Source organism: Bacillus sp. GW823-FHT06A11 (assembly GCF_058795355.1).
The window spans coordinates 310399-336308 of record NZ_JBXAHS010000003.1 but is presented as its reverse complement, the minus strand read 5'-3'; the positions used below and the strand labels follow the sequence as shown (position 1 = coordinate 336308).

General features: G+C 33.2%; 26 protein-coding genes and 2 pseudogenes. 20 read left to right on the top strand and 8 right to left on the bottom strand.

Features of this window, described 5'->3' with window-relative positions:
• Window positions 1-342: 342 nt before the first annotated feature.
• Window positions 343-1072, bottom strand: a pseudogene (locus AC1Q8L_RS15835) (arylamine N-acetyltransferase family protein).
• A 92-nt stretch (window positions 1073-1164) separates the two neighbouring features.
• Between AC1Q8L_RS15835 and AC1Q8L_RS15830 the strand changes: the two are divergent.
• Window positions 1165-1602, top strand: coding sequence for an NUDIX hydrolase (locus AC1Q8L_RS15830; RefSeq protein WP_098311771.1), 438 nt, complete (start codon window positions 1165-1167; stop codon window positions 1600-1602).
• Between the two features lie 35 nt (window positions 1603-1637).
• Here the strand turns inward: AC1Q8L_RS15830 and AC1Q8L_RS15825 are convergent, their stop codons facing one another.
• Window positions 1638-2249 (bottom strand): TetR/AcrR family transcriptional regulator, encoded by a 612-nt coding sequence (locus AC1Q8L_RS15825; RefSeq protein WP_097923867.1) that lies wholly within the window; start codon window positions 2247-2249, stop codon window positions 1638-1640.
• A 159-nt stretch (window positions 2250-2408) separates the two neighbouring features.
• Here AC1Q8L_RS15825 and kynU point away from each other — a divergent pair, with 159 nt between their 5' ends.
• The 5 genes from kynU (at window position 2409) to AC1Q8L_RS15800 (ending at window position 6876) form a co-directional block, all read left to right on the top strand.
• Window positions 2409-3695, top strand: coding sequence for a kynureninase (kynU, locus tag AC1Q8L_RS15820; protein WP_000276261.1), 1287 nt, complete (start codon window positions 2409-2411; stop codon window positions 3693-3695).
• Between the two features lie 2 nt (window positions 3696-3697).
• Window positions 3698-4327: an arylformamidase gene (gene kynB, locus AC1Q8L_RS15815; RefSeq protein WP_000858069.1), complete on the top strand. Its 630-nt coding sequence runs from the start codon at window positions 3698-3700 to the stop codon at window positions 4325-4327.
• Window positions 4328-4359: 32 nt separating this feature from the next.
• The gene (gene kynA / locus AC1Q8L_RS15810) at window positions 4360-5199 is read left to right on the top strand and encodes a tryptophan 2,3-dioxygenase (RefSeq protein WP_025118391.1); all 840 of its coding nucleotides are present in this window, start codon (window positions 4360-4362) and stop codon (window positions 5197-5199) included.
• 119 nt (window positions 5200-5318) lie between these two features.
• Window positions 5319-6236 (top strand): serine hydrolase domain-containing protein, encoded by a 918-nt coding sequence (locus AC1Q8L_RS15805; RefSeq protein WP_086387383.1) that lies wholly within the window; start codon window positions 5319-5321, stop codon window positions 6234-6236.
• A 16-nt stretch (window positions 6237-6252) separates the two neighbouring features.
• The gene (locus AC1Q8L_RS15800) at window positions 6253-6876 is read left to right on the top strand and encodes a Pr6Pr family membrane protein (protein WP_000650960.1); all 624 of its coding nucleotides are present in this window, start codon (window positions 6253-6255) and stop codon (window positions 6874-6876) included.
• 48 nt (window positions 6877-6924) lie between these two features.
• Here the strand turns inward: AC1Q8L_RS15800 and AC1Q8L_RS15795 are convergent, their stop codons facing one another.
• The gene (locus tag AC1Q8L_RS15795) at window positions 6925-7257 is read right to left on the bottom strand and encodes a DUF3889 domain-containing protein (RefSeq protein ID WP_000749154.1); all 333 of its coding nucleotides are present in this window, start codon (window positions 7255-7257) and stop codon (window positions 6925-6927) included.
• A gap of 145 nt (window positions 7258-7402) precedes the next feature.
• Between AC1Q8L_RS15795 and sleB the strand changes: the two genes are divergently transcribed.
• The 7 genes from sleB (at window position 7403) to AC1Q8L_RS15760 (ending at window position 12874) form a co-directional block, all read left to right on the top strand.
• Complete coding sequence (gene sleB, locus AC1Q8L_RS15790; protein ID WP_001249053.1) at window positions 7403-8182, top strand: spore cortex-lytic enzyme; 780 nt, start codon at window positions 7403-7405, stop codon at window positions 8180-8182.
• 15 nt (window positions 8183-8197) lie between these two features.
• Window positions 8198-9538 (top strand): germination protein YpeB, encoded by a 1341-nt coding sequence (gene ypeB, locus AC1Q8L_RS15785; RefSeq protein ID WP_016081334.1) that lies wholly within the window; start codon window positions 8198-8200, stop codon window positions 9536-9538.
• 26 nt (window positions 9539-9564) lie between these two features.
• Window positions 9565-10161 carry a YhcN/YlaJ family sporulation lipoprotein gene (locus tag AC1Q8L_RS15780; protein WP_016512696.1) on the top strand — a complete coding sequence of 199 codons (597 nt, stop codon included), beginning with the start codon at window positions 9565-9567 and terminating at the stop codon, window positions 10159-10161.
• Between the two features lie 106 nt (window positions 10162-10267).
• Window positions 10268-10624: a hypothetical protein gene (locus AC1Q8L_RS15775; RefSeq protein ID WP_016512697.1), complete on the top strand. Its 357-nt coding sequence runs from the start codon at window positions 10268-10270 to the stop codon at window positions 10622-10624.
• An 11-nt stretch (window positions 10625-10635) separates the two neighbouring features.
• Window positions 10636-11148: a GNAT family N-acetyltransferase gene (locus AC1Q8L_RS15770; protein WP_072938688.1), complete on the top strand. Its 513-nt coding sequence runs from the start codon at window positions 10636-10638 to the stop codon at window positions 11146-11148.
• Window positions 11149-11252: 104 nt separating this feature from the next.
• Window positions 11253-12308 carry an aromatic acid exporter family protein gene (locus tag AC1Q8L_RS15765; RefSeq protein WP_097853364.1) on the top strand — a complete coding sequence of 352 codons (1056 nt, stop codon included), beginning with the start codon at window positions 11253-11255 and terminating at the stop codon, window positions 12306-12308.
• A gap of 29 nt (window positions 12309-12337) precedes the next feature.
• Complete coding sequence (locus AC1Q8L_RS15760; RefSeq protein WP_000177384.1) at window positions 12338-12874, top strand: DUF1697 domain-containing protein; 537 nt, start codon at window positions 12338-12340, stop codon at window positions 12872-12874.
• Between the two features lie 44 nt (window positions 12875-12918).
• Here AC1Q8L_RS15760 and AC1Q8L_RS15755 read toward each other — a convergent pair whose 3' ends face one another.
• On the bottom strand, window positions 12919-13323 hold the full coding sequence (locus AC1Q8L_RS15755; protein WP_001093142.1) for a hypothetical protein: 405 nt from the start codon (window positions 13321-13323) through the stop codon (window positions 12919-12921).
• Window positions 13324-13532: 209 nt separating this feature from the next.
• Between AC1Q8L_RS15755 and AC1Q8L_RS15750 the strand changes: the two genes are divergently transcribed.
• Window positions 13533-14702: a ParM/StbA family protein gene (locus AC1Q8L_RS15750; RefSeq protein ID WP_000025622.1), complete on the top strand. Its 1170-nt coding sequence runs from the start codon at window positions 13533-13535 to the stop codon at window positions 14700-14702.
• An 11-nt stretch (window positions 14703-14713) separates the two neighbouring features.
• Window positions 14714-15049: a hypothetical protein gene (locus AC1Q8L_RS15745; protein WP_001257761.1), complete on the top strand. Its 336-nt coding sequence runs from the start codon at window positions 14714-14716 to the stop codon at window positions 15047-15049.
• 117 nt (window positions 15050-15166) lie between these two features.
• Here the strand turns inward: AC1Q8L_RS15745 and mleBCA are convergent, their stop codons facing one another.
• Window positions 15167-16021, bottom strand: a complete 855-nt coding sequence (mleBCA, locus tag AC1Q8L_RS15740) for a BCA family alpha/beta fold macrolide esterase (RefSeq protein WP_001290781.1) — start codon at window positions 16019-16021, stop codon at window positions 15167-15169.
• Window positions 16022-16277: 256 nt separating this feature from the next.
• On the opposite strand from mleBCA, the gene AC1Q8L_RS15735 reads away from it, so the two are divergent.
• Window positions 16278-17204 carry an NADP-dependent oxidoreductase gene (locus AC1Q8L_RS15735; RefSeq protein ID WP_000644564.1) on the top strand — a complete coding sequence of 309 codons (927 nt, stop codon included), beginning with the start codon at window positions 16278-16280 and terminating at the stop codon, window positions 17202-17204.
• A gap of 127 nt (window positions 17205-17331) precedes the next feature.
• Here AC1Q8L_RS15735 and pdxR read toward each other — a convergent pair whose 3' ends face one another.
• Complete coding sequence (gene pdxR / locus AC1Q8L_RS15730; protein ID WP_025118282.1) at window positions 17332-18765, bottom strand: MocR-like pyridoxine biosynthesis transcription factor PdxR; 1434 nt, start codon at window positions 18763-18765, stop codon at window positions 17332-17334.
• A gap of 148 nt (window positions 18766-18913) precedes the next feature.
• Between pdxR and AC1Q8L_RS15725 the strand changes: the two genes are divergently transcribed.
• Entirely contained in the window at window positions 18914-19831 is a 918-nt protein-coding gene (locus AC1Q8L_RS15725; protein ID WP_000234339.1) for a DMT family transporter, read from the top strand.
• 85 nt (window positions 19832-19916) lie between these two features.
• Here AC1Q8L_RS15725 and secY read toward each other — a convergent pair whose 3' ends face one another.
• Together secY and AC1Q8L_RS15715 are read right to left on the bottom strand one after the other, a co-directional pair.
• A complete protein-coding gene (secY, locus tag AC1Q8L_RS15720) occupies window positions 19917-21221 on the bottom strand; it encodes a preprotein translocase subunit SecY (RefSeq protein ID WP_000490135.1) in 1305 nt (434 codons plus the stop codon).
• A gap of 353 nt (window positions 21222-21574) precedes the next feature.
• Window positions 21575-22042 (bottom strand): annotated as a pseudogene (locus AC1Q8L_RS15715) (VOC family protein).
• A 254-nt stretch (window positions 22043-22296) separates the two neighbouring features.
• On the opposite strand from AC1Q8L_RS15715, the gene AC1Q8L_RS15710 reads away from it, so the two are divergent.
• From AC1Q8L_RS15710 to AC1Q8L_RS15700, 3 genes are all read left to right on the top strand, one after another.
• Complete coding sequence (locus AC1Q8L_RS15710) at window positions 22297-22785, top strand: AraC family transcriptional regulator (RefSeq protein WP_098311770.1); 489 nt, start codon at window positions 22297-22299, stop codon at window positions 22783-22785.
• Between the two features lie 117 nt (window positions 22786-22902).
• The gene (locus tag AC1Q8L_RS15705; RefSeq protein ID WP_000379380.1) at window positions 22903-23418 is read left to right on the top strand and encodes a DinB family protein; all 516 of its coding nucleotides are present in this window, start codon (window positions 22903-22905) and stop codon (window positions 23416-23418) included.
• A gap of 528 nt (window positions 23419-23946) precedes the next feature.
• Window positions 23947-25899, top strand: coding sequence for a bifunctional metallophosphatase/5'-nucleotidase (locus AC1Q8L_RS15700; protein WP_025118281.1), 1953 nt, complete (start codon window positions 23947-23949; stop codon window positions 25897-25899).
• Window positions 25900-25910: the final 11 nt, after the last annotated feature.

Genomic DNA, 25910 nt, shown 5'->3' with positions numbered 1-25910 from the left:
CCATTTTGATCAATCTTTTTCAAAATGGATTCTTTTTATTTACCATAGAATACGGGTTAACACGATATTTTTAATCAAACTTTATTTTAAAATTACGAAGGAACTCATGAATGTTTTAAAAAATATGGTGAAGTAGTAATACCCCAACTTATGAGTGAAATTAATGAAAAGTTAAAGTGGGATGTTGTTAGTTATGTAGATCATAAGGAGTATGCTTTATGGCCACTACTAAAATATTTTAAAAAGATAATTACCTCAGCCTAAAGATATTAAAGAACTTGTTTGTAATATTCTATTTGAAGATTTTTCATTGAAAATCTCAATAGCTCTTTCACATATTTCTTAATTAATACAAAATCTTTCTGTTATCCAATAATTAAGTTCAGAAAATGTAAGGCTTTGTTCTATTTTCTTACCTTGGGAATATTGTTTTAAAACATTATTATTAATAGAAGTCGGAATGCCATCGATATAACCGAAAATCTGAATTTTCTTTAATACAGGAGATATACGCCAATCATTAGACTTTGTAATGAGTTCTTTCATACTTGATAAATGTATTGGATCTGTATGTAAGATTTTTGCTGGACCTGGATTTCTAGCAATTTTAATCCTATTATTTGAGACTTCACAAGTGAAAGTTTCTCTTACATTACTTACTTGAAATGCTTCATAAAGTGGATAAGCTTGGAATAAAGGCGCACAGTAACCAACATCGACATAATAAGGTTGCTCTAAATTAACTCGTAAACATAAATGTCCAGGATCCATATACATACATATAATGAACATCAAAATCAAGATTGGATAGTAACCAATGGAATCCAATTGAGTGTGTCCAACAAGTACCGCCCAAACCTTTTGTTGTAATACGGTTTATGTATGTCTCAATGTAAGGAAAATAATCCTCTGTTTCATTACTTTTTTCCCAGTCAATTATTTTAGTAAGAGTTTCCCACTTTACCTTTTCTTGATGAGCTTTAATAAGCTCATTTAAAAACTTTAAGCTAGTAGGTTGTTTTGTAGCACCTAAAAACGATAGAAACTTGTTTACAAGTTTTTCTTGTGACATGTTCTTATCCTTTCTATATAGTAGTTTGTATTAAGAATATTATACAATTAATATCAGAAAATACAGTTATTAATAGGTTAGGAGAGAATTGTATGTCAATGTCGCTATATTATAAAAAAATTCGTGAGCAATTAGGCCATGAACTAATTCTAATACCGAGTGTAGCTGCTGTTATTAAAAATGAGCAAGGGAAAATCTTATTTCAATATCCTGGTGGAGAATACTGGAGTTTGCCAGCTGGAGCAATTGAGCCTGGAGAAACTCCAGAAGAAGCGGTAGTTCGTGAAGTGTGGGAAGAAACGGGTTTGAAAGTGCAAGTAAAAAAACAAAAAGGGGTATTTGGAGGGGAAAGGTTCCGTCATATATATCCGAATGGCGATCAAGTAGAATATATTGTTGTTGTGTTTGAATGTGAAATTACTAGTGGAAAACTGAAATCGATAGATGGTGAATCTTTAAAACTACAATATTTCTCATTTTCTGAAAAGCCTACTTTAGCGCTACCATACCTAGATAATATATTTTTATAGATGTAAAATAACACACCTTACTTATTGAAGGTGTGCTATTTATATAACCCGGTCGTATACATCTCCGTTAACGTATACACAATTTCCTCTAAGTTAATCTTTTTATCATTTTGCGTAATAGTCCAAAGAAACGATTCATTCATCGCGAACCAACCGCGTGCTACAATCTCTTTATTTAAATTAGGTTGTGCTAATCCACTTTCTTGAGAGTAAGTAATATCTTGTTTAATACTTGTTATAAAACGTTCCCGAATCTCATCCCATTTTTGCCGTATTTCTCTTGATAATCCTATCGCTTCCTCTACAACTTGCAAAATAGCGCGTTCTTCATCTGCTAATTGCAGGAATGCTCTAACTTGATTTTGGATCATTATATGTGCTTCCTCTTTTGTTTGTGGAGAAAAAGAGCGCTCAGCAATATTATAAAATTGATTCATAACATCTTCCATTAAACTAATTAGGAGATCATCTTTGTTTTTGAAGTATACATATGCTGTTCCATAACCAGTTTCTGCATGTTTAATAATTTGTGTAATTGTCGTTTTTTGAAATCCGTTATTTATAAAAATAGTGTAACCAGAGTGTAATAGTTTTTTCTTCGTTTCTAAGGAGCGGTGTTTTCTTGATGAAAGGGTACTGTTTTTCAAAGAATCACCTCTTTATACTGAAATATCTGAAAATATAACTGTATTGTAAAAGAAATTCATATATAAAGTCAACTGACATAATATCATTGACGTCGTATCAATTGAGGTGATATATTTCAATTAGTTAGAATAAAAAGAAAATTAAGAGAAGGTGACACCATGTATAAAGAACCATTTCAACCGAATTATGAATATGCGCTTGAATGTGATAAACATGATGAACTGAAAGATTTTCAAACTGAATTCTATAAAAAAGAAGGAACGATATATTTAGATGGAAACTCATTAGGACTACTTTCAAAAAGAGCAGAGAAATCATTACTTACGTTGCTAGATTCGTGGAAAGAGTATGGCATTGACGGTTGGACAGAAGGTGAGCACCCGTGGTTTTTCCTTTCAGAGAAATTAGGTAAACTTACAGCCCCTCTTATTGGTGCTTTACCGGAAGAAACTATTGTAACCGGTTCTACAACTACAAATATACACCAAGTTATTGCGACGTTTTACGAACCAAAAGGAATACGTACAAAAATACTTGCGGATGAATTAACTTTCCCATCAGATATTTATGCACTTCAAAGTCAAATTCGTTTAAAAGGATTAGATCCAGAGGAGCATTTAGTAAGAGTGAAAAGCCGAGATGGTAGAACACTTTCTGAAGAAGATATTATTTATGCGATGGAAGATGATATCGCTTTAATTTTATTACCTTCTGTTTTATATAGAAGTGGTCAAATTCTGGATATGAAACGTTTAACAACGGAAGCTCATAAACGCGGCATTCACATTGGATTTGATTTATGCCATTCAATAGGATCTATTCCGCATCATTTCAAAGATTGGGATGTCGATTTTGCTGTTTGGTGCAATTATAAATATTTAAATGCAGGACCGGGTGGCGTTGCAGGAATTTATGTAAATAATAAACATTTTAATAGACTACCAGGGTTGTCTGGATGGTTTAGTTCTAGAAAAGATAAGCAGTTTGATATGGAGCATACATTAACAGCCGCTGATCATGCAGGTGCTTATCAAATTGGTACACCTCACGTTTTAAGTACAGCACCATTAATTGGTTCACTTGAAATTTTCAAAGATGCTGGTATTGAGCGTTTACGTGAGAAATCTTTACATATTACGAGGTACATGCTGAATTTAATTGAACATGAATTAAAAGATTTCGAATTTACAATTGGAAATCCATTAGAGGATGAAAAACGAGGCGGGCACATTTATTTAGAGCATGCAGAAGCAGCACGTATATGTAAAGCACTAAAAGCAAATGGAGTAATTCCAGATTTTAGAGCGCCAAATGGGGTGAGACTTGCGCCGGTCGCTTTATATAACACATACGAAGAAGTGTGGAAATCTGTACAAATATTAAAGAAAATTATGAAAAATGAAGAGTATAAGCAGTTTGAAAATAAGCGAGAGGTTGTGGCATAAATATGAAAACATCAGAGTGGATTGATATTTCACAACCGCTAAATAATAATATTGCAACGTGGCCAGGAGACACACCGTTCTCGTATGAAGTTTCATGGTCAAAAGAAGAAAGTGGCTCGGTAAATGTCGGAAAGTTAACGATGAGTATTCATACAGGCACTCATATTGATGCACCATTTCATTTTGATAATGATGGAAAGAAAGTATTAGATTTAGATGTTCAAGTTTATGTTGGTCCAGCACGGATTATTGACGTTTCTAATTTTGAAAGCATCGGGAAAAAGGAATTAGAAAGCTTTCATTTAGAAGGTGTAGAACGATTATTATTACGTACATCTTCACATGGAAAAGCTGAAGAATTTCCAGATGTGATCCCTCATTTACGTGCAGACATAGCACCTTTTCTTTCAGAGAAAGGTATTCGTTTAATCGGAGTAGATGTACCATCAGTTGATCCGCTAGATGATAAAGAATTAGCAGCGCATCATCAATTATTTAAACATGGAATTCATATTTTAGAAAATGTCGTACTAGATCATGTAGCAGACGGTGATTATGAACTTATTGCATTACCACTTGCATTAACTGATGCAGATGGAAGTCCAGTTCGAGCCGTTATTAGACCAATATAAGTAGAATCGTATAAAAGGGGCGTTTGGCTAATATGAAAGAAAATGAAAAAGTAATTATGGAAAAAGGGATTCATACGGATTTTAAAGAGAATATGACGTATGGGGAGTATTTACAATTAGATAGTTTACTATCTTCTCAAAAAAGATTATCGGACCATCATGATGAAATGTTATTTATCGTTATTCACCAAGCAAGTGAGCTTTGGATGAAGCTCATTTTACATGAGCTAAATGCGGCGATTGAATCTATTAAACAAGATAAATTACAACCAGCTTTTAAAATGTTAGCACGTGTATCAAAAATTCAGTCTCAAATTATTCAATCTTGGGATATTCTTGCGACATTAACACCATCAGAATATATTGAGTTTCGTGATTCACTCGGTCAAGCTTCAGGTTTTCAATCGTATCAATATCGTATGATTGAGTATGCACTTGGCTATAAAACGCCACACGCATTAAAAATTTATGAAAAGGATCCAGAATTACATGCACGACTTCATAAAGCGCTACATGCACCAAGTCTATATGATGTCGCGATTCAAGCATTAGTAAAAGAAGGATTCCCTATTCATAAAGATGTGTTAAACCGTGATATTACGCAACCTTATGAAGAAGATGCAACAGTAGAAGCAGCGTGGTTAGAAGTATATGCGGATGTGAAAAAATATTGGAATTTATATCAGCTTGCTGAAAAATTGATTGATATTGAAGACTGGCTACAACAATGGCGTTTTCGTCATATGAAAACAGTAGAACGAATTATTGGATATAAAATGGGAACAGGTGGATCCTCCGGTGTTTCTTATTTAAAACGAGTACTTGATCAACAATTCTTCCCAGAGCTGTGGAATGTTCGTACGAAATTATAAAAATAAACCTGTCAGTTCATTATGACTGACAGGTTTATTTTTATTTGAGCACAATTATGTTTAAAATGAAGGAACAAGATATAATAAATGGAGTAACTATTTAAATGGAGGTAAAGTTTTTGGATTTCAAGCAACTAGAAAATAAATTCGAAAAGAAAAAAGTGAATACATTTCTTGTTTATCAAAAAGGGGAATTAACAACTGAGTACTATAAAACACCTGAATGTGCAAATAAATTATATAAAATAAATTCGATTACAAAAAGTATTGTATCTTTATTAATTGGTATTGCTCTTGATAAGAGCTATATAAATGATATACATACACCGATTACAGAGTGGATTGAAAATGTACCTGGGGAAAAACATGATTTGACGCTTTATCACTTATTAACAATGACTACTGGTGAGGATTGGAAAGAGTTTGGAAATGGAGTAGTATTCCCAAATGACTTTGTAGAATCAGAGAACTGGGTACAGTACATATTAGAAAAGCCAATAATTGAAGAACCTGCTACAAAAATGAATTATAATTCAGGTTCTTCTCATTTACTGAGCTATATTATTCAAGAAGCTACTGGAATGTCGACAGAGCGGTTTGCAAAGAAATATTTATTTGATCCATTAGAAATTAACGAATACGAGTGGCAACAAGATCCGCAAGGTATATATGTCGGCGGCTTCGGTATGAAAATGAAATCTACCGATTTATTAAAATTAGGAAAGTTATGTTTGCAAAATGGATATTGGAATGAAAAAGAAATTGTATCAGCGAAATGGTTAGAAGAGTCAAGTAGGGCTCTATTTGAAACATATGAACATGTCGGTGCATATGGATATCACTGGTGGGTATTAGATAACGGAAGATTTCACATACCGTATTGTATATATTTTGCTATGGGATACGGCGGACAATACATCGTTATCATTCCTCAGTTAGAAATAGTAGCTATTATAAGTAGTCATATGCCAAAACGTGGGCTTGTTCCATTAAAACTATTTATTGAGCATTTACAGGGAAATTCTAATTATATATAAGAAAAGGAGGGAATGTATGAAGGATGAAAAAATTTTATCTTTATTTAGATTATGTTTAAGTCTTCTAGTGTGTAGCGCCATTATTACGCAATTCATAATTAGGGCACAAGTGAAGCCGTTTAATCCAGTTAACTTTTTTAGTTTCTTCACTATTGAAAGTAACATTTTAGTTGCATGTATTCTCCTTTTAAGCAGTATCGGAACAGCTACATTTGGTCGCTCAGAACAGTTTAGTATACTTCGTGGTGCGGCAACGGTATACATACTTACGACAGGACTCGTTTATTTTTTGTTACTAAGAGGGTTAGAAGAGTCACTTCAAACGGCAATACCATGGGTAAATACTGTGCTACATTATATCATGCCGATTGCAATGCTTTTAGATTGGATTTTAAATCCACCTATTAAGAAAATCACTTGGAAACAAGCTGCAAGTTGGCTCTTATTCCCGTGTTTTTACGTTGTATATAGCTTAATACGTGGTCCAATCGTGAATTGGTATCCATATCCGTTTTTAGATCCGAGAATAGGTGGATATGGTAAAGTACTTTTATATAGTATAGGGATAGCTGTAGTAATTGGCGCTATTTGTATATTGGTAAGATTTTTAGGGAATCGAAACTTTAGGAAAGAATTTTAGAAATGCAAGGAACCCCACTGTTTCCATTTTTAACAGTGGGGTTTCACTTTATCTACTCGTCTTCTGAAACGACAACTTTATAAATTTCTCCGTCTTCGTTTCAAATTCTACATCAACAAAAACACCATATTCTTTTCCATCTTCACGTAACCACAATTTAAATTTTTCAACAGTTATTTGAACTGTTTTTGGTTTTCTACCTATATGAAGATAGTCAATAATTTCTGCTTTTGGGTATTGTTCTTTCGTCTTTTCTACGGCAAGTTTACCCCATTTGGCATACGGCGGCTGCGCATGAACAATTGATGAGCCTGTATATATATTTGAACATGTTGTTAGGAACAGAATGACGAGTGCGACACGTTTTAACGATTTCTTCATGATGAACTCCTTTTATCCTTTTTTTATATTGTTTACATATTTTTTCAACGATATTAGTTTGGATTTTTTTGTCTTCTTTACATAAAAGCGAGGCTTTTACAAAACATAACCAAGAAATCATTTCCGTAATTAAGGAGGGAAAATTATGCGCCAAAAAGCTATTTTTAAAATAGCAGTTTTACTTGCGTTCATAGGACTGTCTTTAATGGTCAGTAGTATACAACTAAAGAATGTAGAAGCTTTTTCTAATCAAGTTATTCAAAGAGGAGCATCTGGCGAAGATGTCATTGAACTGCAATCTCGTTTGAAATATAACGGATTTTATACGGGAAAAGTGGATGGTGTTTTCGGATGGGGTACATACTGGGCACTTCGGAATTTTCAAGAGAAATTCGGATTACCCGTTGATGGTTTAGCTGGAGCTAAAACGAAGCAAATGCTCGTGAAGGCAACGAAGTATGACAAGTCAACTGCTAATAAAGGGACGACAACGAATAAAGGAAATAGCGGCGGAACTGCACAAGAGAATAAACCACCTCAAAATAAAGGGACAAATGTTCCGAACGGTTATTCTCAAAATGATATTCAGCTTATGGCAAACGCAGTATACGGAGAATCACGTGGTGAACCGTATTTAGGACAAGTTGCAGTAGCTGCCGTTATTTTGAATCGTGTTACAAGTGCGTCATTCCCAAATACTGTTTCAGGTGTAATCTTTGAGCCTAGAGCATTTACAGCAGTAGCCGATGGACAAATATATTTAACGCCAAATGAAACAGCAAAAAAAGCAGTTTTAGATGCGATTAACGGATGGGATCCAACAGGAAATGCTTTATATTATTTCAATCCAGATACTGCGACTAGTAAATGGATTTGGACTCGTCCACAAATTAAAAAAATCGGTAAACATATTTTCTGTAAATAGAGCGGAGGTGGGACAATGTTACGAGGTATTATCATTGTATTATTAACAGTCGGTGTAGTAGGAACAGGCTATTGGGGCTATAAAGAGCACCAAGAGAAAAATGCGGTTTTAATTCGAGCGGAAAATAGCTATCAACGTGCATTCCATGATTTAGCATACGAAGTCGATTTATTACACGATAAAATTGGCACAACACTTGCGATGAATTCACGATCATCTTTATCACCTGCATTAGCGGATGTATGGCGTTTAACATCTGAAGCTCGCTCAGATGTTGGACAACTTCCTTTAACATTAATGCCATTTAATAAAACGGAAGAATTTTTAGCGAATATCGGTGATTTCAGTTACCGTGCAGCCATTCGTGATTTAGAAAAAGAGCCGTTAAATGAGCAAGAATATAAAACGCTACAAACTTTATATTCAAATGCAGGAAATATACAAGATGAACTAAGAAAAGTACAACATCTTGTTTTGAAAAATAATTTACGCTGGATGGATGTAGAAATGGCACTTGCATCAAATCGTGATCCAGCAGATAACACAATTATTGATGGATTGAAAACTGTAGAGAAAAACGTAACATCATATTCTTCTACAAACTTCGGACCGACCTTTACAAGTGCGCAAAAAAATAAAAAAGGCGGATTTGAAGCGGAAGGAAAGGCAATTTCTAAAGATGAAGCGGCGAAAATTGCCAAATCGTTTTTAAATTTAAAAGGAAATGAAAAAGTAGATGTAGAGAAAAGTGGAAAAGGTGCGAAAGAATCCTTCTATAGTGTGAAAATTAAAGATGAAGCAACGAACAATGAGTTCTATATGGATATTACCGGAAAAGGCGGATATCCAATTTGGGTTATGAATAACCGCGAAATTAAAGAACAGAAAGTTAGTTTAAACGATGCAGGTAGTAAAGGTTTAAAATTTTTAAAGGACCATAAGTTTAATAATATGGAGCTTTATGATAGCTCTCAATATGATAATGTTGGTGTATTTACGTATGTAGTAAATGAAAATGGAGTACGAATTTATCCAGAAGCAATCCAAATGAAAATTGCTTTAGATGACGGTTCTATCGTAGGGTTCTCCGCAAAAGAATATTTAGCGTCACATCAAAAACGAACAGTTCCATCGGCAAAGCTAACTGCAGCAGAAGCAAGAAAGAAAATCAATCCGGATGTAAAAGTAATGGAAGAACGTAAAGCTGTAGTAGTTAATGATTTGCATAATGAAGTACTTTGCTATGAATTTGTAGGTACTTTAGGAAAAGATACGTACCAAATATTCATTAATGCTAATAGCGGGGCCGAGGAAAAGGTAAAGAAAATGCAAGCTGTTGAAAAAATTTATGATTAAACCTTAAAAGTGAAGTGGTGAAAATAATGAAAACTCTAATATATATATTAATGCTTTGCTTCGTTATAACTGGATGCAGTATTGGAACAAAAGAAAACCCAAACGAAAAGCCGAAACAAAAAAATGTTTCAATGAAAAATGTTAATTATACGAATAAATCAAATAAGCCAAATGAAAAAGCGGCAGATCATTTAGCATCTTTAGCAGCAAGTGTGCCAGGTGTGAATGATGCGACAGCGGTCGTTGTTGGAAAATATGCTATTGTAGGTATAGACGTAAAAGCAAAACTTGATCGAACTCGTGTTGAATCAATTAAATATTCTGTTGCAGAAAGTTTAAAAAATGACCCTGACGGTGCTAATGCAGTCGTTGTAGCAGATGTTGATACGTATGAACGCCTCAAACAAATCGGAAAGCAAATTAAAAAAGGAAAAACAGGTGAAGGTATACTAGATGAATTAGCGGCTATTGTGGGACGAGTAATGCCACAAGTTCCAAATGATATGATTGAAAATCGAGAAACGAATCCAATTAAAGATAATGATAAACAATTACCAAAAGATGAAGAACAAGAGTTAAGAAAAGAACAGGATGATCAATCAAATAATCATTTGAATAAATGAAATTAGCCTCGTACTTAATTGTGCGAGGTTTTTAACTATAATATTAAATATTCAGTTTATTTTTAAGGGAGTATATGGTTTAATTATGATGGGAGGGACAACTGTTATGATGAAAAAAAGCGCATGTATATTGTTTAGTTTATGCTTAGGTTTCAGTATGACAGCGTGTGAAAAGAGAAAAGAAGTGAAAAATCAAACAGCAACTTCTTCTACTGTGATGGAAAGGCAACAGAAAGAATCTATCAATATAAATCATTTCTCGAACATAAATGAAGGAATGACTTATACAGAAGTGAAAGATTTAATTGGTTTTGAAGGGGATTTACTTATAGAAGAAGGGGTAGAACATTCTACACAAATTAAACAAATTTTTGCTTGGAAAGGAAACAATCCAAATTCATTTGTTGAAATTACCTTTTTAGATGGAAGAGTGCATTCAAAAGCACAGCAAGGTATAAGTTAATAAGCTAAAAAATGGGAGAGTTTAGCATGAACATACACACAGGGGAAATTCAATTAGTTCCGTATAAGGAGAAATATAAAGAAGTTATACAAACATTTACTTTACCAAGTGAACAAGTTCAGTTTACAGCAGATCCAAGCGCATTACTGGAAAAAGCAAAAAGTGATCGTACAAAAAATGTGATTGTTATTTTAGATTACAATGGCGTACCGGTGGGTCTTTTCGCATTGGAAACGGGAGATAGAGTAAAGGAGTTCACAGATAATGAGGATGCTTTACTTTTAACGTCATTTTCTATTAATCACAATAGACAAAGAAAAGGATTCGCTAAAAAGTCATTGTTATTATTAGAAGAGTTTGTAAAACGCTATTTTCCAATAAAAAATGAAGTTGTACTTGCTGTGAATGAAAGAAATATTCCTGCACAAAATTTATATGCAAAAGTCGGCTTCGAGGATAAAGGTTTTAGAAGAATGGGACCAATTGGCCAACAAATAATAATGCATTTACCTATAATGAAATAATGAGATAGAAAACTTACTCTTGAATATTCACGTAGTAGGTTTTTTTATTTTAGTAATATATAATATATGTATATAAAATGAAACAGAAATGAAGGATATAAAAAATGAATCAAGATAGAAAATGGAATATCGTTTGGGGAAGAGTGATTAAAACTGGGATTGCAGTTTTTCTTACAGTGTTAGTTTGTGAATTTTTTAACATTCCAACTATTTTTGCTGTAATAACAGCAATTGTTACAATTGAACCAACTGCAACAGACTCAATAAAAAAAGGGCTTATTCGCTTTCCGGCCTCAACAATTGGATCGGCATATGCCATGACGTTCACATTTTTCTTAGGTCATCAAGCAATTTCTTATGCATTAGCTGCGATGTTTACGATCGTTACATGTCAAAAACTAAGGTTACATGCAGGAACATTAGTCGCAACTTTAACTGCTGTAGCTATGATTCCAATTACGGCAGATCATTATTTCACTGCATTTTTAATTCGTTTAGCTACTACATCTACTGGTATTATAGTATCTACTTTAGTGAATTTTTTCATTTTCCCACCACACTACACGAAAACGATTTTTGGATGTACAGAGGATCTATTTGCTAAAACAGCAAATATTATGGAAGAATGGATTACTGCATTAGTTGCAGGAAAAGGTATGAAAAAGGAGACCGCTCAGGATTTATCTAAATTGACTGTATTATTGCATAAGGCGATACAATTTGTTCAATATGAGCAGAAAGATTGGAAATATCATCAACATACAAAGAAGGAAATGAGAAGCTTTTTAACCATGCAGAACCAACTTCATATATTACAGCAAATCATTTACCATATAGATAATTTAGCTCGAGTGTCAATTGAGACTTGTGACTGGTCACAAAGTGAAAGGGAAATATTACAACGAACAATTCATTCTATAATTGCTATATTGAGAAACCGTTGTAATGAAATTGATGAGGAACATTTGAAACTTATTGCTGAATTAGACAAGCAATTTTGGAGTTATAAAAATGATTTAAAAGATTATAAACCAAATCATTATCATCACCATTTTTCAAGTGAGTCTATTATTTTATTTGAGGTATTATCTATTCATGATATGTTAGAAGAATTAAAACAAATATCCGAGAAATATGAGTGGGAAAATCGATTCAATTGATAAGTTTATTTTATTGTGAGGGGAATAATATGACACTTTATATTGCATTACTAAGAGGAATCAATGTCGGTGGACATAAAGTAATCAAAATGGCTGATTTAAAACGAGTGTTTGAATCAATAGGGTTAAAACAAGTGAAAACATATATACAAAGTGGTAATATCGTGTTCGAATCTGAGGAAGATATAAACTTTCTAAAGGACCGAATACAATCTGAAATAAAAAATGAATTTGATTTCGATGTTCCAGTCATGCTAAGAACATATGGTGAATTTATAAATATTATTAAACAATGTCCGTATGAAGTTCATTCATTGTTAGAAGGAGAAAGTGTTCATGTTGCTTTTTTAGCTAATGTACTTTCTGAAGAGGAAAGTAGTCAATTGCTTACATTTAAAAGTGAACTTGAAGATTGCTATATAGATGAGAAGGTTGCTTATTTGTTTTTCAAAAATAGCATTCGAAATTCTAAATTAATGAACCAGTTTCAGAAGTTACATACACCAGCTACAGTTAGGAATTGGCGTACTGTGAATAAATTAAAAGCAATTGTAGAGAGTATGTAAATATAAAAAGATGAGGTTTTCTACATGTAGAAAACCTCATCTTTTTACTTATATTGTTTTGCAACTATGAGTTCGACAATAGGATAAATAAAGAATGAAGAGCAAATTGCGATGAACAGAGGGAGGTTTTTAACGCCATCTAAATTAGCCTTCATAGAAAATCCTTCGGAGAAGATTAATAAAAGGAACATTACAACTACAAGCACAAAATACGCAATTTTAAAGCTTTTATATGTAATTTGCTGGCCCATTTCATCTTGACTTTCTTCTGATACACCGTGGGGATCTCCCCAAGTAATGTGATTAATTAAATTACTAAGTATTAACGAGATAGCAAAAATCGTACCACCCAAAATAGAACCTTCAGTGATGTATTTATATGTGCCATGTACTAGTATTGCAATTAATGCTAAAACAATGATTATAAAAATAGTTTTTTTAGTATTCAATAAATAATTTCCCCCCTCGATTGTAAAAAACTCTTTACAAATATAAGTATAAAATTGGAAAAGTATCATGTCAAATACTTTTTACATATAATATGTAAGTATGCAATATTTTGGTTTTATGATAAATAAAAAATTACAATACATTTGAATGTAAAAGAATGGGCTCGCATATATTTGGAAGGGATGTCAGATTAATTTAGGGGGTAGTTATGTCTATACTTTTAAAAGCTGGTGCAGATGCAGGAAACAACGGTTTGAAGTTAATGGTGAAAGGGCAAGACCCTATTTTTATTCCGAGTATTTATTCTTTATATATAGGTGAGCCTACAGGACTCTTAGACGAGGTAGATGTTTCATTATCTGAATTAGAAAACCACATTGATGTGACTATAAGTTCGCCATCGTTAATGCTAAATAATGTACGATACATCGTTGGAGAAAAAGTCATTCAAGATCAATTAAAAGGTACTGAGGTAGAGAAGAAATCAAATAAGTCAACGGATGAGTTAATGGTTATTACAATACTATCAGGTTTGGCGGTAAGCGCTATGCGTCAAAGTCCAACTTCTAGCCATATTAATATTCGATATGATTTATCTGTCGCTCTTCCTATGCAGCTTATTACACAAGAAATAGCTGCTGAAAATGCAAAACGTTATATGGGAAATCATAAGGTTATTTTCCATTATCCGAACGGACGCGATGTGACAATTAATGTTTCAATTGAGTATTGTAAATGCCTGCCTGAGGGTGCTTCTGGGACGTGGGGCATTGTATACGATGAAGAAGGAAATGTTGTGAAACATAAAATAGAATGTGAGCAAAATCAAGTTTCTGAAATTGATTTTGTAGATAAAACTCTACTCTCTTTTGATATTGGTGCAGGGACGACAGAAGAAGTCGTTTCATTAGGGGTAAATTTCCGTCCGCAACTAAGTAAAGGTTTATCTTATGGTGTAAAAGAGACGTTACTACAAATCATTACGAGATGGAACCGGAAGTATCCAACTAAGACGATTGATAGTATTACAGAATTCAATCAAATTTATTTAAATGATAAGCATCCGAGAAATACCTTATTAGTTGAGGAATCACAGCCAGCGCTATTAGGTTTAGCAGCACGTGTTGCAACAGATATTATAAATAAAATTGATGATATGAAAGACGATCCATACGTGTTTATTTATGGCGGGGGTGCAGTAATTATTAAAAACAGTTTAAAAATGATTTTAAAGCAAAAAGGACGACTCAAAAATGTAATCTTTGTAGATAATCCGTTATTTACAAATGCACGAGGATTATTAGTTTATACTTGTTCGCCAAAATATAGAGAGCATAAGCAAAAAGAGTTAGGATTTACAAACTTAACGATAAGTTAGTTGGTGGAAGTATGCGATCTAGGCGATATAAACGTGGTGATCGAGTAAAAATCAATATTCATAAATCGGTATCACCTGAAATGCTTGCGTGGCTGAATAAACAATCAAATCCAACTAATTTCTTCTTTTTTGCTGCGCAGCAATTATTTAAACAAGTAGGAGATATTGACGTTTCAAAAGCTTTACCAAGCAGCCATGTTTTCTCATTATATGTGGAGCCTTCATCCTTATTAAAAGTCGAAGTAAACCCTTTTAAAAACATGACACTAGAAGCAAATACATCCACTGAAAATGCAAAAAAAAAATTATGGGAATCTGTTGATCAATTAGATTGTCCATTTTTTTAAACATAGAAAAATATAAGAAGTCCCATCACTATACATACGAATACAGTGATGGGTTTTTGTTTGTAAATGGAAGGGGCACAATACAAATTGTGCCCCTTCTGTTAATTATTTGTTTGTCTAAATTTCAGATGTATGTTTAGAAACCGCAGTAATTATGCTTTCCCAATCATTTGGATGATTTTCATGACCTGCCCCTTTAAGAGTTAATAGTACTGAGTTTGGAATTTCATCAATTAGTGCGAGGCCATGTTCAAATGGGAGTGCTGTATCGTCTGTTCCGTGAATAACCAATGTTGGTGCTTGTATGGAGTGAAGTACACCTTCATATGCATCATCACCTTGAAGTAAAGCGTGATTAAACATACTTAATAAATTGTTTGCGCGTTCTATTTCTTGTTTTACTTGTGTATAAACTCTATTTTCATCAAATATTCGTTCTGATCCACATAATAGACGAGATCCTGAAACTAAATACTCTGCCACATCATTTTTATTTGTCCAATCTATACTTGCGCTCTTTACATGATGTGTTAAAATCCTTTCATCCATTGGGGGTAAATCGCGAGTATTATTATCAGATCCTATTATACTAGTCGCTAGTAAAGTTAGCGTCAAAATTCTTTCGGGATGTTTTACAGCGGCAATTTGAGCAATCATACCACCTAATGACATACCAAAAAGATGGGCTTTATCAATATGATAAGCGTCTAATACTCCGATTGCATCTTCAGCCATATCTGTTACTGAATAATTTGAAGTGCCAGGTTCATATGTAACAGAGCGTCCAACATCGCGATTATCAAAGCGAATAACAAATTTTCCTGTGTTCGCCAACTGTTCACAAAATTCTTCATCCCAATATATCATTGAACAAGTAGCTCCCATAATTAATAAAATAGCGGGATCATTAGAGTTACCGAAGCTTTCTGTACATATATCAATACCGTTTATTTTAAATATCTTTTCACTCATAAAGTTAGCCCCATTTCTTTTGAATTTAATTAATAATACAGTTTTGAATAATTCTAAGATGTGTGTAAGATTCTTTTTGAAATTCATCCCGCTATTTGCCGGGCAGTAAGAGCCCGATTGGTGAGGAATGATTAAAGTTTTACTTTATAATGCTTTTTGCATAATTACCCCCAAAAATAAGTATATGGTAATTCAAGGCAAAAAATTTTGAGAAATAATTGTATGTTATTAAAATAAACAGCAAGGAGGAGAGGAAATGAAAGCAATTGTTATTGATCAATATGGTAGTGTTGAAGAATTAAAAGAAAGACAAGTTTTAAAACCGATTGTTAAGAATAATGAGGTATTAATACGTATTCATGCAACATCTGTTAATCCAGTTGATTGGAAAATAAGAAAAGGTGACTTACAAGAACAGTTACGCTTTTCATTTCCAATCACTTTAGGATTAGATGTAGCTGGAGTTATTGAAGAAGTTGGAGAAGATGTAGAGTGCTTCAATATAGGAGATAAAGTGTTTACGAAACCTGAAAATATAGGAAGCGGCTCTTATGCTGAATTCATTGCAGTACAATTAGATTTAGTATCACATATGCCTAATAATATTAGTTACGAAGAAGCAGCTTCTATTCCTCTTGCAGGACTTACAGCGTGGCAAAGTCTTGTAGATTACGCAAAAATAAAAGAAAATGACCGTGTATTCATTCATGCTGGAGCTGGTGGCGTTGGAAGTTTGGCAATCCAAATCGCAAAATCATTTGGAGCTTTTGTTGCCACGACTGCTAGTAGTAAAAATAAAGAATTTTTACAGTCTTTAGGAGCGGATCTCGTTATTGATTATAAAAAAGATAAATTTGAAGAACTAGTATCAGATTTTGATATTGTGTTAGATACAATAGGTGGCGAAGTGCAAGAAAAAAGTTTTCGAATTATTAAACCTGGTGGTGTTCTAGTTTCTATTGTTCATGAACCACTACAAAAAGTAGAAGGAATAAAATCAGGATTTTTATGGCTAAAACCAAATGGAAAACAATTAGAAGAATTATCAGCTTTAATTGTAAACGGAAAAATCAAACCAATCATAAGTAAAGTGGTGCCATTTAATGAAGCAGGAGTTCGAGAAGCTCATATTTTGAGTGAAGGACAACATGTTAGAGGAAAGATTGTAGTTAAAGTGGAATGATAATAAAGATTACAGCTTATAGAGTAACTAGATTTGAATAACGAAAAAGCTCAACAATAGATAATATCCCATACTATACATTTTCATTTGCGGGTATTATTTATTGTTGGCTATTGTGATATTACTTCTAACAAATACTGTTTCGTATTGTATCGTGTAATTTCTCTAATCCAATTTCCATATCTTTCTCGTTTAACATTGAATAGCTAATTCTTAATTGGTTATCATTTGTTTCGTAATTTAATAGACAAGCTGTTCCTGGTAAAAAAGAGACATCTACTTCATTTGCTTTTTGTAATAAGGTAAAGGGATCTATCGAATCAGGCAGTGTCACCCATAAATTAAAACCGCCATTTGGTATTTCAAAGTTTAGTTCTTTTAATGGCGATAATATATCAATTGTTAAATCACGTCTCATTTGTAAAGCTGTTCGTAATTTTTCTAAATGATTTTTCATACGTTCCGCACGTAAAAACGGTAGAAGTGCCTTTTGTGTTAATAAAGGACTACCGATATCCATCGAACCTTTCACTGCATATAGCCATTCAAAAATAGGGCCACCGGCAATAAGTGCTGCAATACGCAATCCTGGTGCTAACGTTTTACTAAATCCTTTTATATATATTACGTGGCCATCCTTATCAAAACTTTTGATTGGAGGTGGTACTACAGCATCTTCAAAATATATTTCTCCGAAAGAATCATCTTCAATGATAAAAAATTGATATAGCTCCGCTAGTTCTATAAGTTCCATTCTTCGTTCTTTACTCATTACTGTACCTGTCGGGTTTTGGAAGGTCGGATTCGTATACAATAAAACGGGATTTTTACTTTGACAAATATCATCAATTAAGTCGGAGCGAACTCCATGATTATCAAGAGAAACAGGAATGATTTGAACACCTTTATTGATGAAAACATCAAGCACGGCACTGTAACACGGACTTTCTACTAATACAGTATCTCCAGGTTTTAATAATGTTTGAGCAATTAAATCAATTCCTTGTTGTGCTCCGCTTGTAATTAATAATTGAGATGGGTCCGTCACTAATTTCTGGTGTTCATTTAAGTAATTTGCTATTTCAACTCGCAATTCATAATCGCCTTGAACTGGCCCATAAGTTGCTAACAACATCGGATTTTTATCTAGCAATTTATGCATTTCGTCTGCCAAAAATGGATTTGGTAACAGACGGGGATACAGAATTGCTTGTGAAAAATCATAATATTTACGGTGTTTATTCATTGCATATTGAGAACGCATAACATTAATAGATCTTGATTGTTGCCATTTATACGGTATCGGTTTGAAATCTTTCTTTACACGTTTATATATGTAAGCACCTTTTCCTTGTTCGATGCGTATATACCCTTTCGTTTCTAACTGTTTATAAGCTTTACGAACAGTTAATACATTGATTTGTAAATCTGTGGCCATACAACGTAAAGAAGGAAGGGATTCACCATGTGAAAGCATACCACTTTGTACTCTTTCAACAATTTGCATATATATTTGCTTGTAATACGGTATGTTTGATTCTTTACGCAATACAATCTTCATAGGTTCACCTATTTTTCTTTTTAATTTAATTAAAGCGAAAAATATATAGGGAATCAACTACAACTTGAAGTAACTGTTATATGTACCGATACACTGTTATACACCATAGCCTCTATACTCATTTTAAGAGTAAAAAGGAGGAAGTAAAATGGTCATTTTTAATTACATTTTAGTATGTATTATTTTCGGGACAACATTTTTAACGATTAAAATTGGAATTGAAGCAGGGGCGCCACCGTTGTTTTCAGCAGGAATTCGCTTCTTTTTAGCGGGTATAATCCTTATGATTATTTTTAAATTAAAGCGAAAAGAAATTATGCCACATATATTTTCAAAACGTATTATGTATGCTGGATTTTGTTTAACATTTATGACATTCGCAAGTTTATATTGGTCAGAACAATATATTTCTTCGGGATTAGCTGCTGTTCTTTCTGCTACGGGACCAATGATGATTTTATTAATACAAGCAAAGAGGAATAGGGAGAAATTACAAAAGGAACAACTCGTTGCCTTAGTTATTGCACTAATAGGTGTTATATTTGTTTCTTTACCAGGAATGCATCAACAAGTAAGTTTCATATGGAGTATTGCTTGTATTGTTTTAGTTATAGGAGAGTTATTTTACGGAATAGGCTCTATTCGTTCGAAAGAAATACTTTCAGATTTATCAAATGTATCACCATTTCTTATTAACGGAATTCAAATGTTTTATGGAGGGATTTTACTATTAATCGCATCTATTATTGTAGAACAACCAAATGTAACTGTATTAACTTCATGGAGTGTACAATGGCCTATTTTATATCTCATATTTATCGGATCGATCGGTGGACACGGATTATATTACTGGCTCTTATCAAAAACAAACCCAGTATTTCCATCGACGTGGTTATATGTATCACCATTAATAGCAATTATCGTAGGTTATATCGTATTAGGAGAACCCTTAAATCCTACAATGGGAATGGGAGCTTGTCTTATATTGATTGGTGTATTTTTGGCCAATCGTTCAACACTACGGACTTATTTCAAAAAAGGGCGGTTATTAGAGAAGGAGATGTAGTTTAATAAAGCAACAGCCCTGTATATTACAGGACTGATAAAATCAAAAACACAGTTGGAAAAATAACCAACTGTGTTTTTGATAATTAATTCACTTTTTTAATAAAGCCTTTATAATGACGTTTTACAAGCTGGCTTTCTAACGTCTTCATAGTTTCTAGTGCTACACCGACAATGATAAGTAAGCTTGTACCACCAATTTGAGCAGAAGGTGGTAACGTAGCAATTTTCGTGAATACGAGCGGTAATATAGAAATTGCACCTAAGAAAATTGCACCAATAAATGTTAAACGGTATAAAATTTTAGTTACATATTGTTCAGTTGCTTTACCAGGACGAATACCAGGAACATATCCATTTTGCTTTTTCAAATTCTCAGCCATTTGTTCAGGATTTACTTGAATAAATGCGTAGAAGTATGTGAAAGCAACGATAAGACCGACATAAAGTGTCATTCCAATTGGATGTGCGAAATCAAGATTTGCAACTAACCATTTTGATACGCTTGAATCAGGGAAGAGCTGCGCAATTGTACGCGGCGTCATTAAAAATGCAGAAGCAAAGATAACTGGTATAACACCAGCACTATTTACTTTAAGCGGTAAATGAGTGTTTTTTGCTCCTTGATATTGATTGTTTCCTGAAACAGCTTTTGCATATTGGATCGGTATTTTACGTACAGCTTGTTGAATGTAAATAACACCAACAACTATCGCTAAAATTACGAGTCCAATTAAAACAATTTTTATTATGTGCATAAATAGCTGATCGCCAGCATTTTGGAATTGTTGTAAATAAATTTGATTTGCAACATTTGGAATCGCGGCAACGAGACCTGCGAAGATAATCATCGAAATACCATTACCAACTCCGTTAGCGGTAATTTGTTCGCCTAACCAAAGTAAAAATGCAGTACCTGCAGTTAAAACTGTCGCAATAAATAAGTATGTAGTCCAGCTTTGATCTGTTATTAATTGTCCACCTGCTATATTATTAAAGCCATAAGACATTCCGATGGCCTGTATGAATGCGAGAATGATTGTAAAGTATCGAGTGAATTGAGCTGATTTCTTACGGCCCATTTCTCCTTGCTTTGCCCATTCCGAAAACTTAGGTATAACATCCATTTGTAGTAATTGTACTATGATGGAAGCTGTAATATATGGTGTAATACCTACAGCAAAGATTGAGAAATGTTGCAATGCTCCTCCACCAAATACGTTTAACATACCTAGAACGTTAGCTTGATCTTGTACTTTTAATACCTCTGCGTTAGTATGAGGAACTGGAATAAACGTGCCAATTCGAAAAACGATTAACATCGCTAGTGTAAAAAGGATTTTCCTTCTTATCTCAGCTACTCTCATGAAATTTGAAATCGTACGAAACATTATGTCGCCTCCTATATTTTTATCAGTAAAAACTGATTATTATACCCTATGAAGTAACCACAAACCTCCTTCCGCACTAAATTCATTTGACAAATGGATTTTCATACACTTTGTAGTTTTCACGGATATAAAAATATAAGGTGTTATATAAGCGACCTTTACACTTTACGTAATCATTCAATACCCATAATATATCGAATAAATTAACAAATGTACATACATACGCATTAAAAATGAATAAATAGGGCCATTTTTTACATTTATTTAATGATAAATTGATAGGAGATTATTATTCAAGATTGTTATACATGTTATAAAAATAAAGGTGAGCCATTATGATTTATAACTAATATTCATTCAAATGTGTCAGCTAATAGTGTCTCCCAATCTTTAAAGGATAATTTATCATTTATATGTTTTAGTGCGTTAGGTACAAAAATATGACAAATAAGTTCTCAGCTATTACCATCTGGATCAATAAAATAAACAGATGCATTACCTTGATGTGGACGGACAAATGGTTCAATAGATTCATTACTCCCAAACGGAACAGCTTTAATTTGAAGTGAGTGTAACCAATATAATGATTCTTTTAAATCCTCATATGAAACTCTAAATGCAATATGACGTAAAGAAGGATGATATTTTGTTTCGTATTCAGAGCCCGCCCATAATCCTAGCCAACTTTTCCCATCCTCAATCCAAAAGAATGCTGTTGATTCATCGCTCCAGGCTAACTTCAACCCTAGTTTTTCATAAAATCCGATAGATTGTTGTAAATTACTCACTGGTAAATGCGCTTCGTATATTCCTTTAATCAATTAAAATCCTCCACCTTTTTATTTTCTTACAATTAATATATCGATTTAAAAAGAATGTAAAATCAAATAAAAGTATGAAAGTACATACTACTTTAGTAGTAGTAATAGTAATCAATTATATTTCAATTAAAATTCATCTCCCGCTGATTAAAGTTTCACTTTATATGATTAGAGAATTCTTTTAATTTAAGAAGGAATAAATGTAAAAAAAAGCTAATTAAACAGTGTACATATTTATAGGGGAGAAGATATAAATGAAAGTTGTTATAAAAAAATTACCACCATTAGAAGTAGCGTATATAAGACGAACTGGTAGCTACTTTGAACCGCAAGATCACTGGGGGAAGTTACTGAACTGGTCAATTGAAAATAAACTGTATCCACCAGAGCAATCATTTATCGGAATATCATTAGATAATCCTGAACTTGTTGCAAGTCATAAGTGCCGGCATGATGCATGTGTTACGATTCCTGAAAACTTCGATAAAGAAAAGTATCATGACGTGCAATTTAAAAGATTAGATGGAGGTACATATGGTCTATACCAGTTCTATGATGAACCTCATAAATTAAGTGAAGCGTATCAATACATGTATGCAGAGTGGCTATTAAATAGTGAGTATGGTGCAGATTATGATAGAGATAATTTAGAGTTTTGCTTATATAATGTTGCTGAAGATCTAGAAGGAAAGTTAAAGGTTGATTTATTTGTGCCAATTAAAAACATACAAAAAAACAAATAACTTCATTTGTGGCTTTAAAATGAAATTGGAATAGTAGTGAAAGAAAATCTGTTTTCGAAGATAATATTTTTAGCGTAGAAATTTAAGTATGTAGGTTGCAATGAAAGGAGAATCCGCATGGATACATTTGTAAATGAAAAGTTTTATGAAACGAGAAATCAATTAGTTGAGGAAATTTCTTTGTTGAGTGATGCTCAATTTAATAGGAAACCAGATAAGGATAAATGGAGTATTGCACAAGTTTGTCATCATTTAGTTTTATTAGATGAGAGAGTGATAACAGTTATTTCCTCAGGGTTAAAAAAGTTAGATAGTACCCAAAATGTGCGTAAAGAAATTCATACTATTTTATTAGATAGAACGAAAAAGTTTATAGCTCCAGAAATGATTGAACCAAGTATAGAACCATTTGAAGTGGAGCAAATGCTCAATATGCTAAACGAATCAAGAAAAGAATTGATGCGTTTCCTGAGTACAATAGAAGATGAGTCTGTATTAGCGAAAAAATCAGTGATGCATCCAGCTCTTGGAGAATTGCCCCTTGATCAGTGGATAGAACTGATCTATTTGCATGAACAGCGTCATATGTTACAAATCAAAGAGATAAAATTGCTTTGTGAAATTGAAAAGTAAAAATTATTCCCTAGTTATTGATACGTATTATAAACAAGGAAAATGGTTGATTCATATTGATTCAGAAGAAAACAAAAATAGAATGAAATTAGTTGAAAGTGACCAATAAGCTTAAGAAAATATGAAACTATCCGATTTTCTGTATAAGTGTAACCCCGTCTTAAATGAAGAGCGGGGTTATTTTTTTTTGAAAGTGTTTTTATTTAGAAGGAAATAAATCAGCAACGAAATTCAAAAAATTAATCATCATAACATATTGTATATGCCCGTTTTAATAAATTGAAATAATGATAAATGATATGTTCTTATTTTGAAAGTACACTTCACACGCTTAAGGAAGGAGTATTCTGTCAGAAAACGATAAAATACAATTCTGTTAGGGGATGTATGCAATTTATTCTCTTTATTTTTGCAACAGAACCACCTTCAAAATTATCTTTTGTAGTTGAAGTTTCCTGAATAATAAGTTACATTTTTAAAGTTCAAGCAACTTTATGAAAGTACAAAAAGGGGAGAAATATTATTATTATGCAAAAAATGAAATGGAAGAACTATGTATGTTACTTTGTAATTCTATTACTGCTTGGAACGGCAGTAATAGTCAAACCATCTATCTCTAAGGCTGAGGAATCTGAAGTTAATATTACTTTGTTAGGTACTGCAGATATTCATGGTAGATTTATGCCTTGGGATTATGCGCTTGATGGAGCAAATATGAGTGGAAGTTTGACGCAGCTTTATACGGTTATAAAGAAGGTCCGTCAAGAAAATCCAAATACCATATTAGTAGATGCCGGGGATACAATTCAAGGAAACTCAGTAGAATTATTCAACGATAAGCCACAATCGCCAATGATGGTAGCGATGAATACAATGGGGTATGATGCCTGGGCATTTGGAAATCATGAATTCAACTTTGGATTAGATACATTGAAAAAAGTTAGTGAGCAATATAAGGGAAAAACGTTAGCAGGAAATATTTACAAGCAAAATGGAGAGCGCTTTCTTCCTGCATATACAATTGTAGAAAAAGATGGAATTAGAGTTGGGATTATTGGTATGAATACACCAATGATTAGTGATTTTGAAAAAGGGACAGATCACTTAGATGGTTTAGTGGTGAAAAATCCGGTAGAAGAGACGAAAAAGGCAATTAAGGAATTAGAAGGTAAAGTAGATGTAATGGTAGGAGTTATGCATATGGGATTAGAAAATGAGAATGGTATCCCTGGTACTGGTGTTCAAGATATTGCAAATGCTTGTCCGGAACTAAGCGCTATTTTTGCGGCTCACATGCATAAACTTGTAAAAAAAGAAGTTGTAAATGGCGTAATTATTACAGAGCCAGATAAATATGGAACACATATTTCACGTATTGACCTTACTTTTACAAAGCAAGATGGGAAGTTGGTTTTAAAAGATAAAACTGCTACCGCTATACCTGTAAAAAATGCTGATGGAACAACGATATTATCTGATCCTACACTTGAAGAAACACTAACACCTTTTCACGAATATGCGAGAGGAGATGCAAATGTTGTAGTCGCTCAATTAAAGGGTAGAAATCTTGTTCCTGAAAATGAAATAAAGGGTATTCCAAGTGTTCAGATTCAAGAAACACCTTTATCAGATTTCTTTCATGAAGTCATGCTCTACTACAGTAAAGCAGATGTAGTAGCCCATCAAATTGATAATGATTATGCCCGTTTGGATACAGGTCCTATTAAGAAAAAAGATATTGCGTACAATTACCAATATGCCTTGGGAGAAATTACAGTATATAAGATTTCTGGAAAAGATTTAAAAGACTATATGGAATGGGCAGCAGGATATTTTAACTCATCTCGTGCCGGAGATGTAACCGTTAGCTTTGATAAAACCCGCCGTGCATCTAAATACAGTACGAACGATTTCTTTGGAGGCGTAAAATACGAAATTGACTTAACAAAACCATACGGAAGCAGAATTACAAATTTACGCTCTATTCGTACAAACAAACCAATCAAAATGAGCGATGTTATGACGCTGGGAATGAATGCATATAGAATGGAGGCTCTTCAGGCAAAAGGGGGAGCTTTAGAGGGGCGTAAGTTTGAACAAATTTGGTCATCTAAACAAGAGAATGCATTTGGAGAAACAGGTGGAACCATTCGTAACCTTGCTATTACATATTTAAAAGAGGTAAAGAACGGTGTATACACACCGAAAGTTATGCATAATTGGAAAATTACTGGTGTAGATTTACATTCTTCAGAGCATAAGGCTGTAGTTGATCTTGTGAATAAAGGGATTTTAGAAATTCCAAAAACAGAAGACGGAAAATACACAAATATAGCATCTATAAATACGAAAGATTCAATTACAAAAGAAGAGATTGTAGCACTCTCACAAAAAGCAAATATTAATCCAAATCAGTTTAAGCATATAAAAACAAAAGGTGAATTTTACAAAAAACTTAGTAGGATTACTAAAAAAATATAAATTATAAGGTT

Excerpts from the sequence above, each read along its gene's own strand:
- sleB (WP_001249053.1), top strand. The coding sequence starts at position 7,403 with ATGCGCCAAAAAGCTATTTTTAAAATAGCAGTTTTACTTGCGTTCATA.
- AC1Q8L_RS15800 (WP_000650960.1), top strand. The coding sequence starts at position 6,253 with ATGAAGGATGAAAAAATTTTATCTTTATTTAGATTATGTTTAAGTCTT.
- AC1Q8L_RS15830 (WP_098311771.1), top strand. The coding sequence starts at position 1,165 with ATGTCAATGTCGCTATATTATAAAAAAATTCGTGAGCAATTAGGCCAT.
- kynA (WP_025118391.1), top strand. The coding sequence starts at position 4,360 with ATGAAAGAAAATGAAAAAGTAATTATGGAAAAAGGGATTCATACGGAT.
- AC1Q8L_RS15775 (WP_016512697.1), top strand. The coding sequence starts at position 10,268 with ATGATGAAAAAAAGCGCATGTATATTGTTTAGTTTATGCTTAGGTTTC.
- pdxR (WP_025118282.1), bottom strand. The coding sequence starts at position 18,765 with ATGAAGATTGTATTGCGTAAAGAATCAAACATACCGTATTACAAGCAA.
- AC1Q8L_RS15795 (WP_000749154.1), bottom strand. The coding sequence starts at position 7,257 with ATGAAGAAATCGTTAAAACGTGTCGCACTCGTCATTCTGTTCCTAACA.
- AC1Q8L_RS15765 (WP_097853364.1), top strand. The coding sequence starts at position 11,253 with ATGAATCAAGATAGAAAATGGAATATCGTTTGGGGAAGAGTGATTAAA.
- AC1Q8L_RS15725 (WP_000234339.1), top strand. The coding sequence starts at position 18,914 with ATGGTCATTTTTAATTACATTTTAGTATGTATTATTTTCGGGACAACA.
- AC1Q8L_RS15745 (WP_001257761.1), top strand. The coding sequence starts at position 14,714 with ATGCGATCTAGGCGATATAAACGTGGTGATCGAGTAAAAATCAATATT.
- AC1Q8L_RS15735 (WP_000644564.1), top strand. The coding sequence starts at position 16,278 with ATGAAAGCAATTGTTATTGATCAATATGGTAGTGTTGAAGAATTAAAA.
- secY (WP_000490135.1), bottom strand. The coding sequence starts at position 21,221 with ATGTTTCGTACGATTTCAAATTTCATGAGAGTAGCTGAGATAAGAAGG.
- AC1Q8L_RS15705 (WP_000379380.1), top strand. The coding sequence starts at position 22,903 with ATGGATACATTTGTAAATGAAAAGTTTTATGAAACGAGAAATCAATTA.
- AC1Q8L_RS15760 (WP_000177384.1), top strand. The coding sequence starts at position 12,338 with ATGACACTTTATATTGCATTACTAAGAGGAATCAATGTCGGTGGACAT.
- AC1Q8L_RS15750 (WP_000025622.1), top strand. The coding sequence starts at position 13,533 with ATGTCTATACTTTTAAAAGCTGGTGCAGATGCAGGAAACAACGGTTTG.
- kynB (WP_000858069.1), top strand. The coding sequence starts at position 3,698 with ATGAAAACATCAGAGTGGATTGATATTTCACAACCGCTAAATAATAAT.
- AC1Q8L_RS15700 (WP_025118281.1), top strand. The coding sequence starts at position 23,947 with ATGCAAAAAATGAAATGGAAGAACTATGTATGTTACTTTGTAATTCTA.
- AC1Q8L_RS15780 (WP_016512696.1), top strand. The coding sequence starts at position 9,565 with ATGAAAACTCTAATATATATATTAATGCTTTGCTTCGTTATAACTGGA.
- AC1Q8L_RS15770 (WP_072938688.1), top strand. The coding sequence starts at position 10,636 with ATGGGAGAGTTTAGCATGAACATACACACAGGGGAAATTCAATTAGTT.
- kynU (WP_000276261.1), top strand. The coding sequence starts at position 2,409 with ATGTATAAAGAACCATTTCAACCGAATTATGAATATGCGCTTGAATGT.
- ypeB (WP_016081334.1), top strand. The coding sequence starts at position 8,198 with ATGTTACGAGGTATTATCATTGTATTATTAACAGTCGGTGTAGTAGGA.
- AC1Q8L_RS15710 (WP_098311770.1), top strand. The coding sequence starts at position 22,297 with ATGAAAGTTGTTATAAAAAAATTACCACCATTAGAAGTAGCGTATATA.
- mleBCA (WP_001290781.1), bottom strand. The coding sequence starts at position 16,021 with ATGAGTGAAAAGATATTTAAAATAAACGGTATTGATATATGTACAGAA.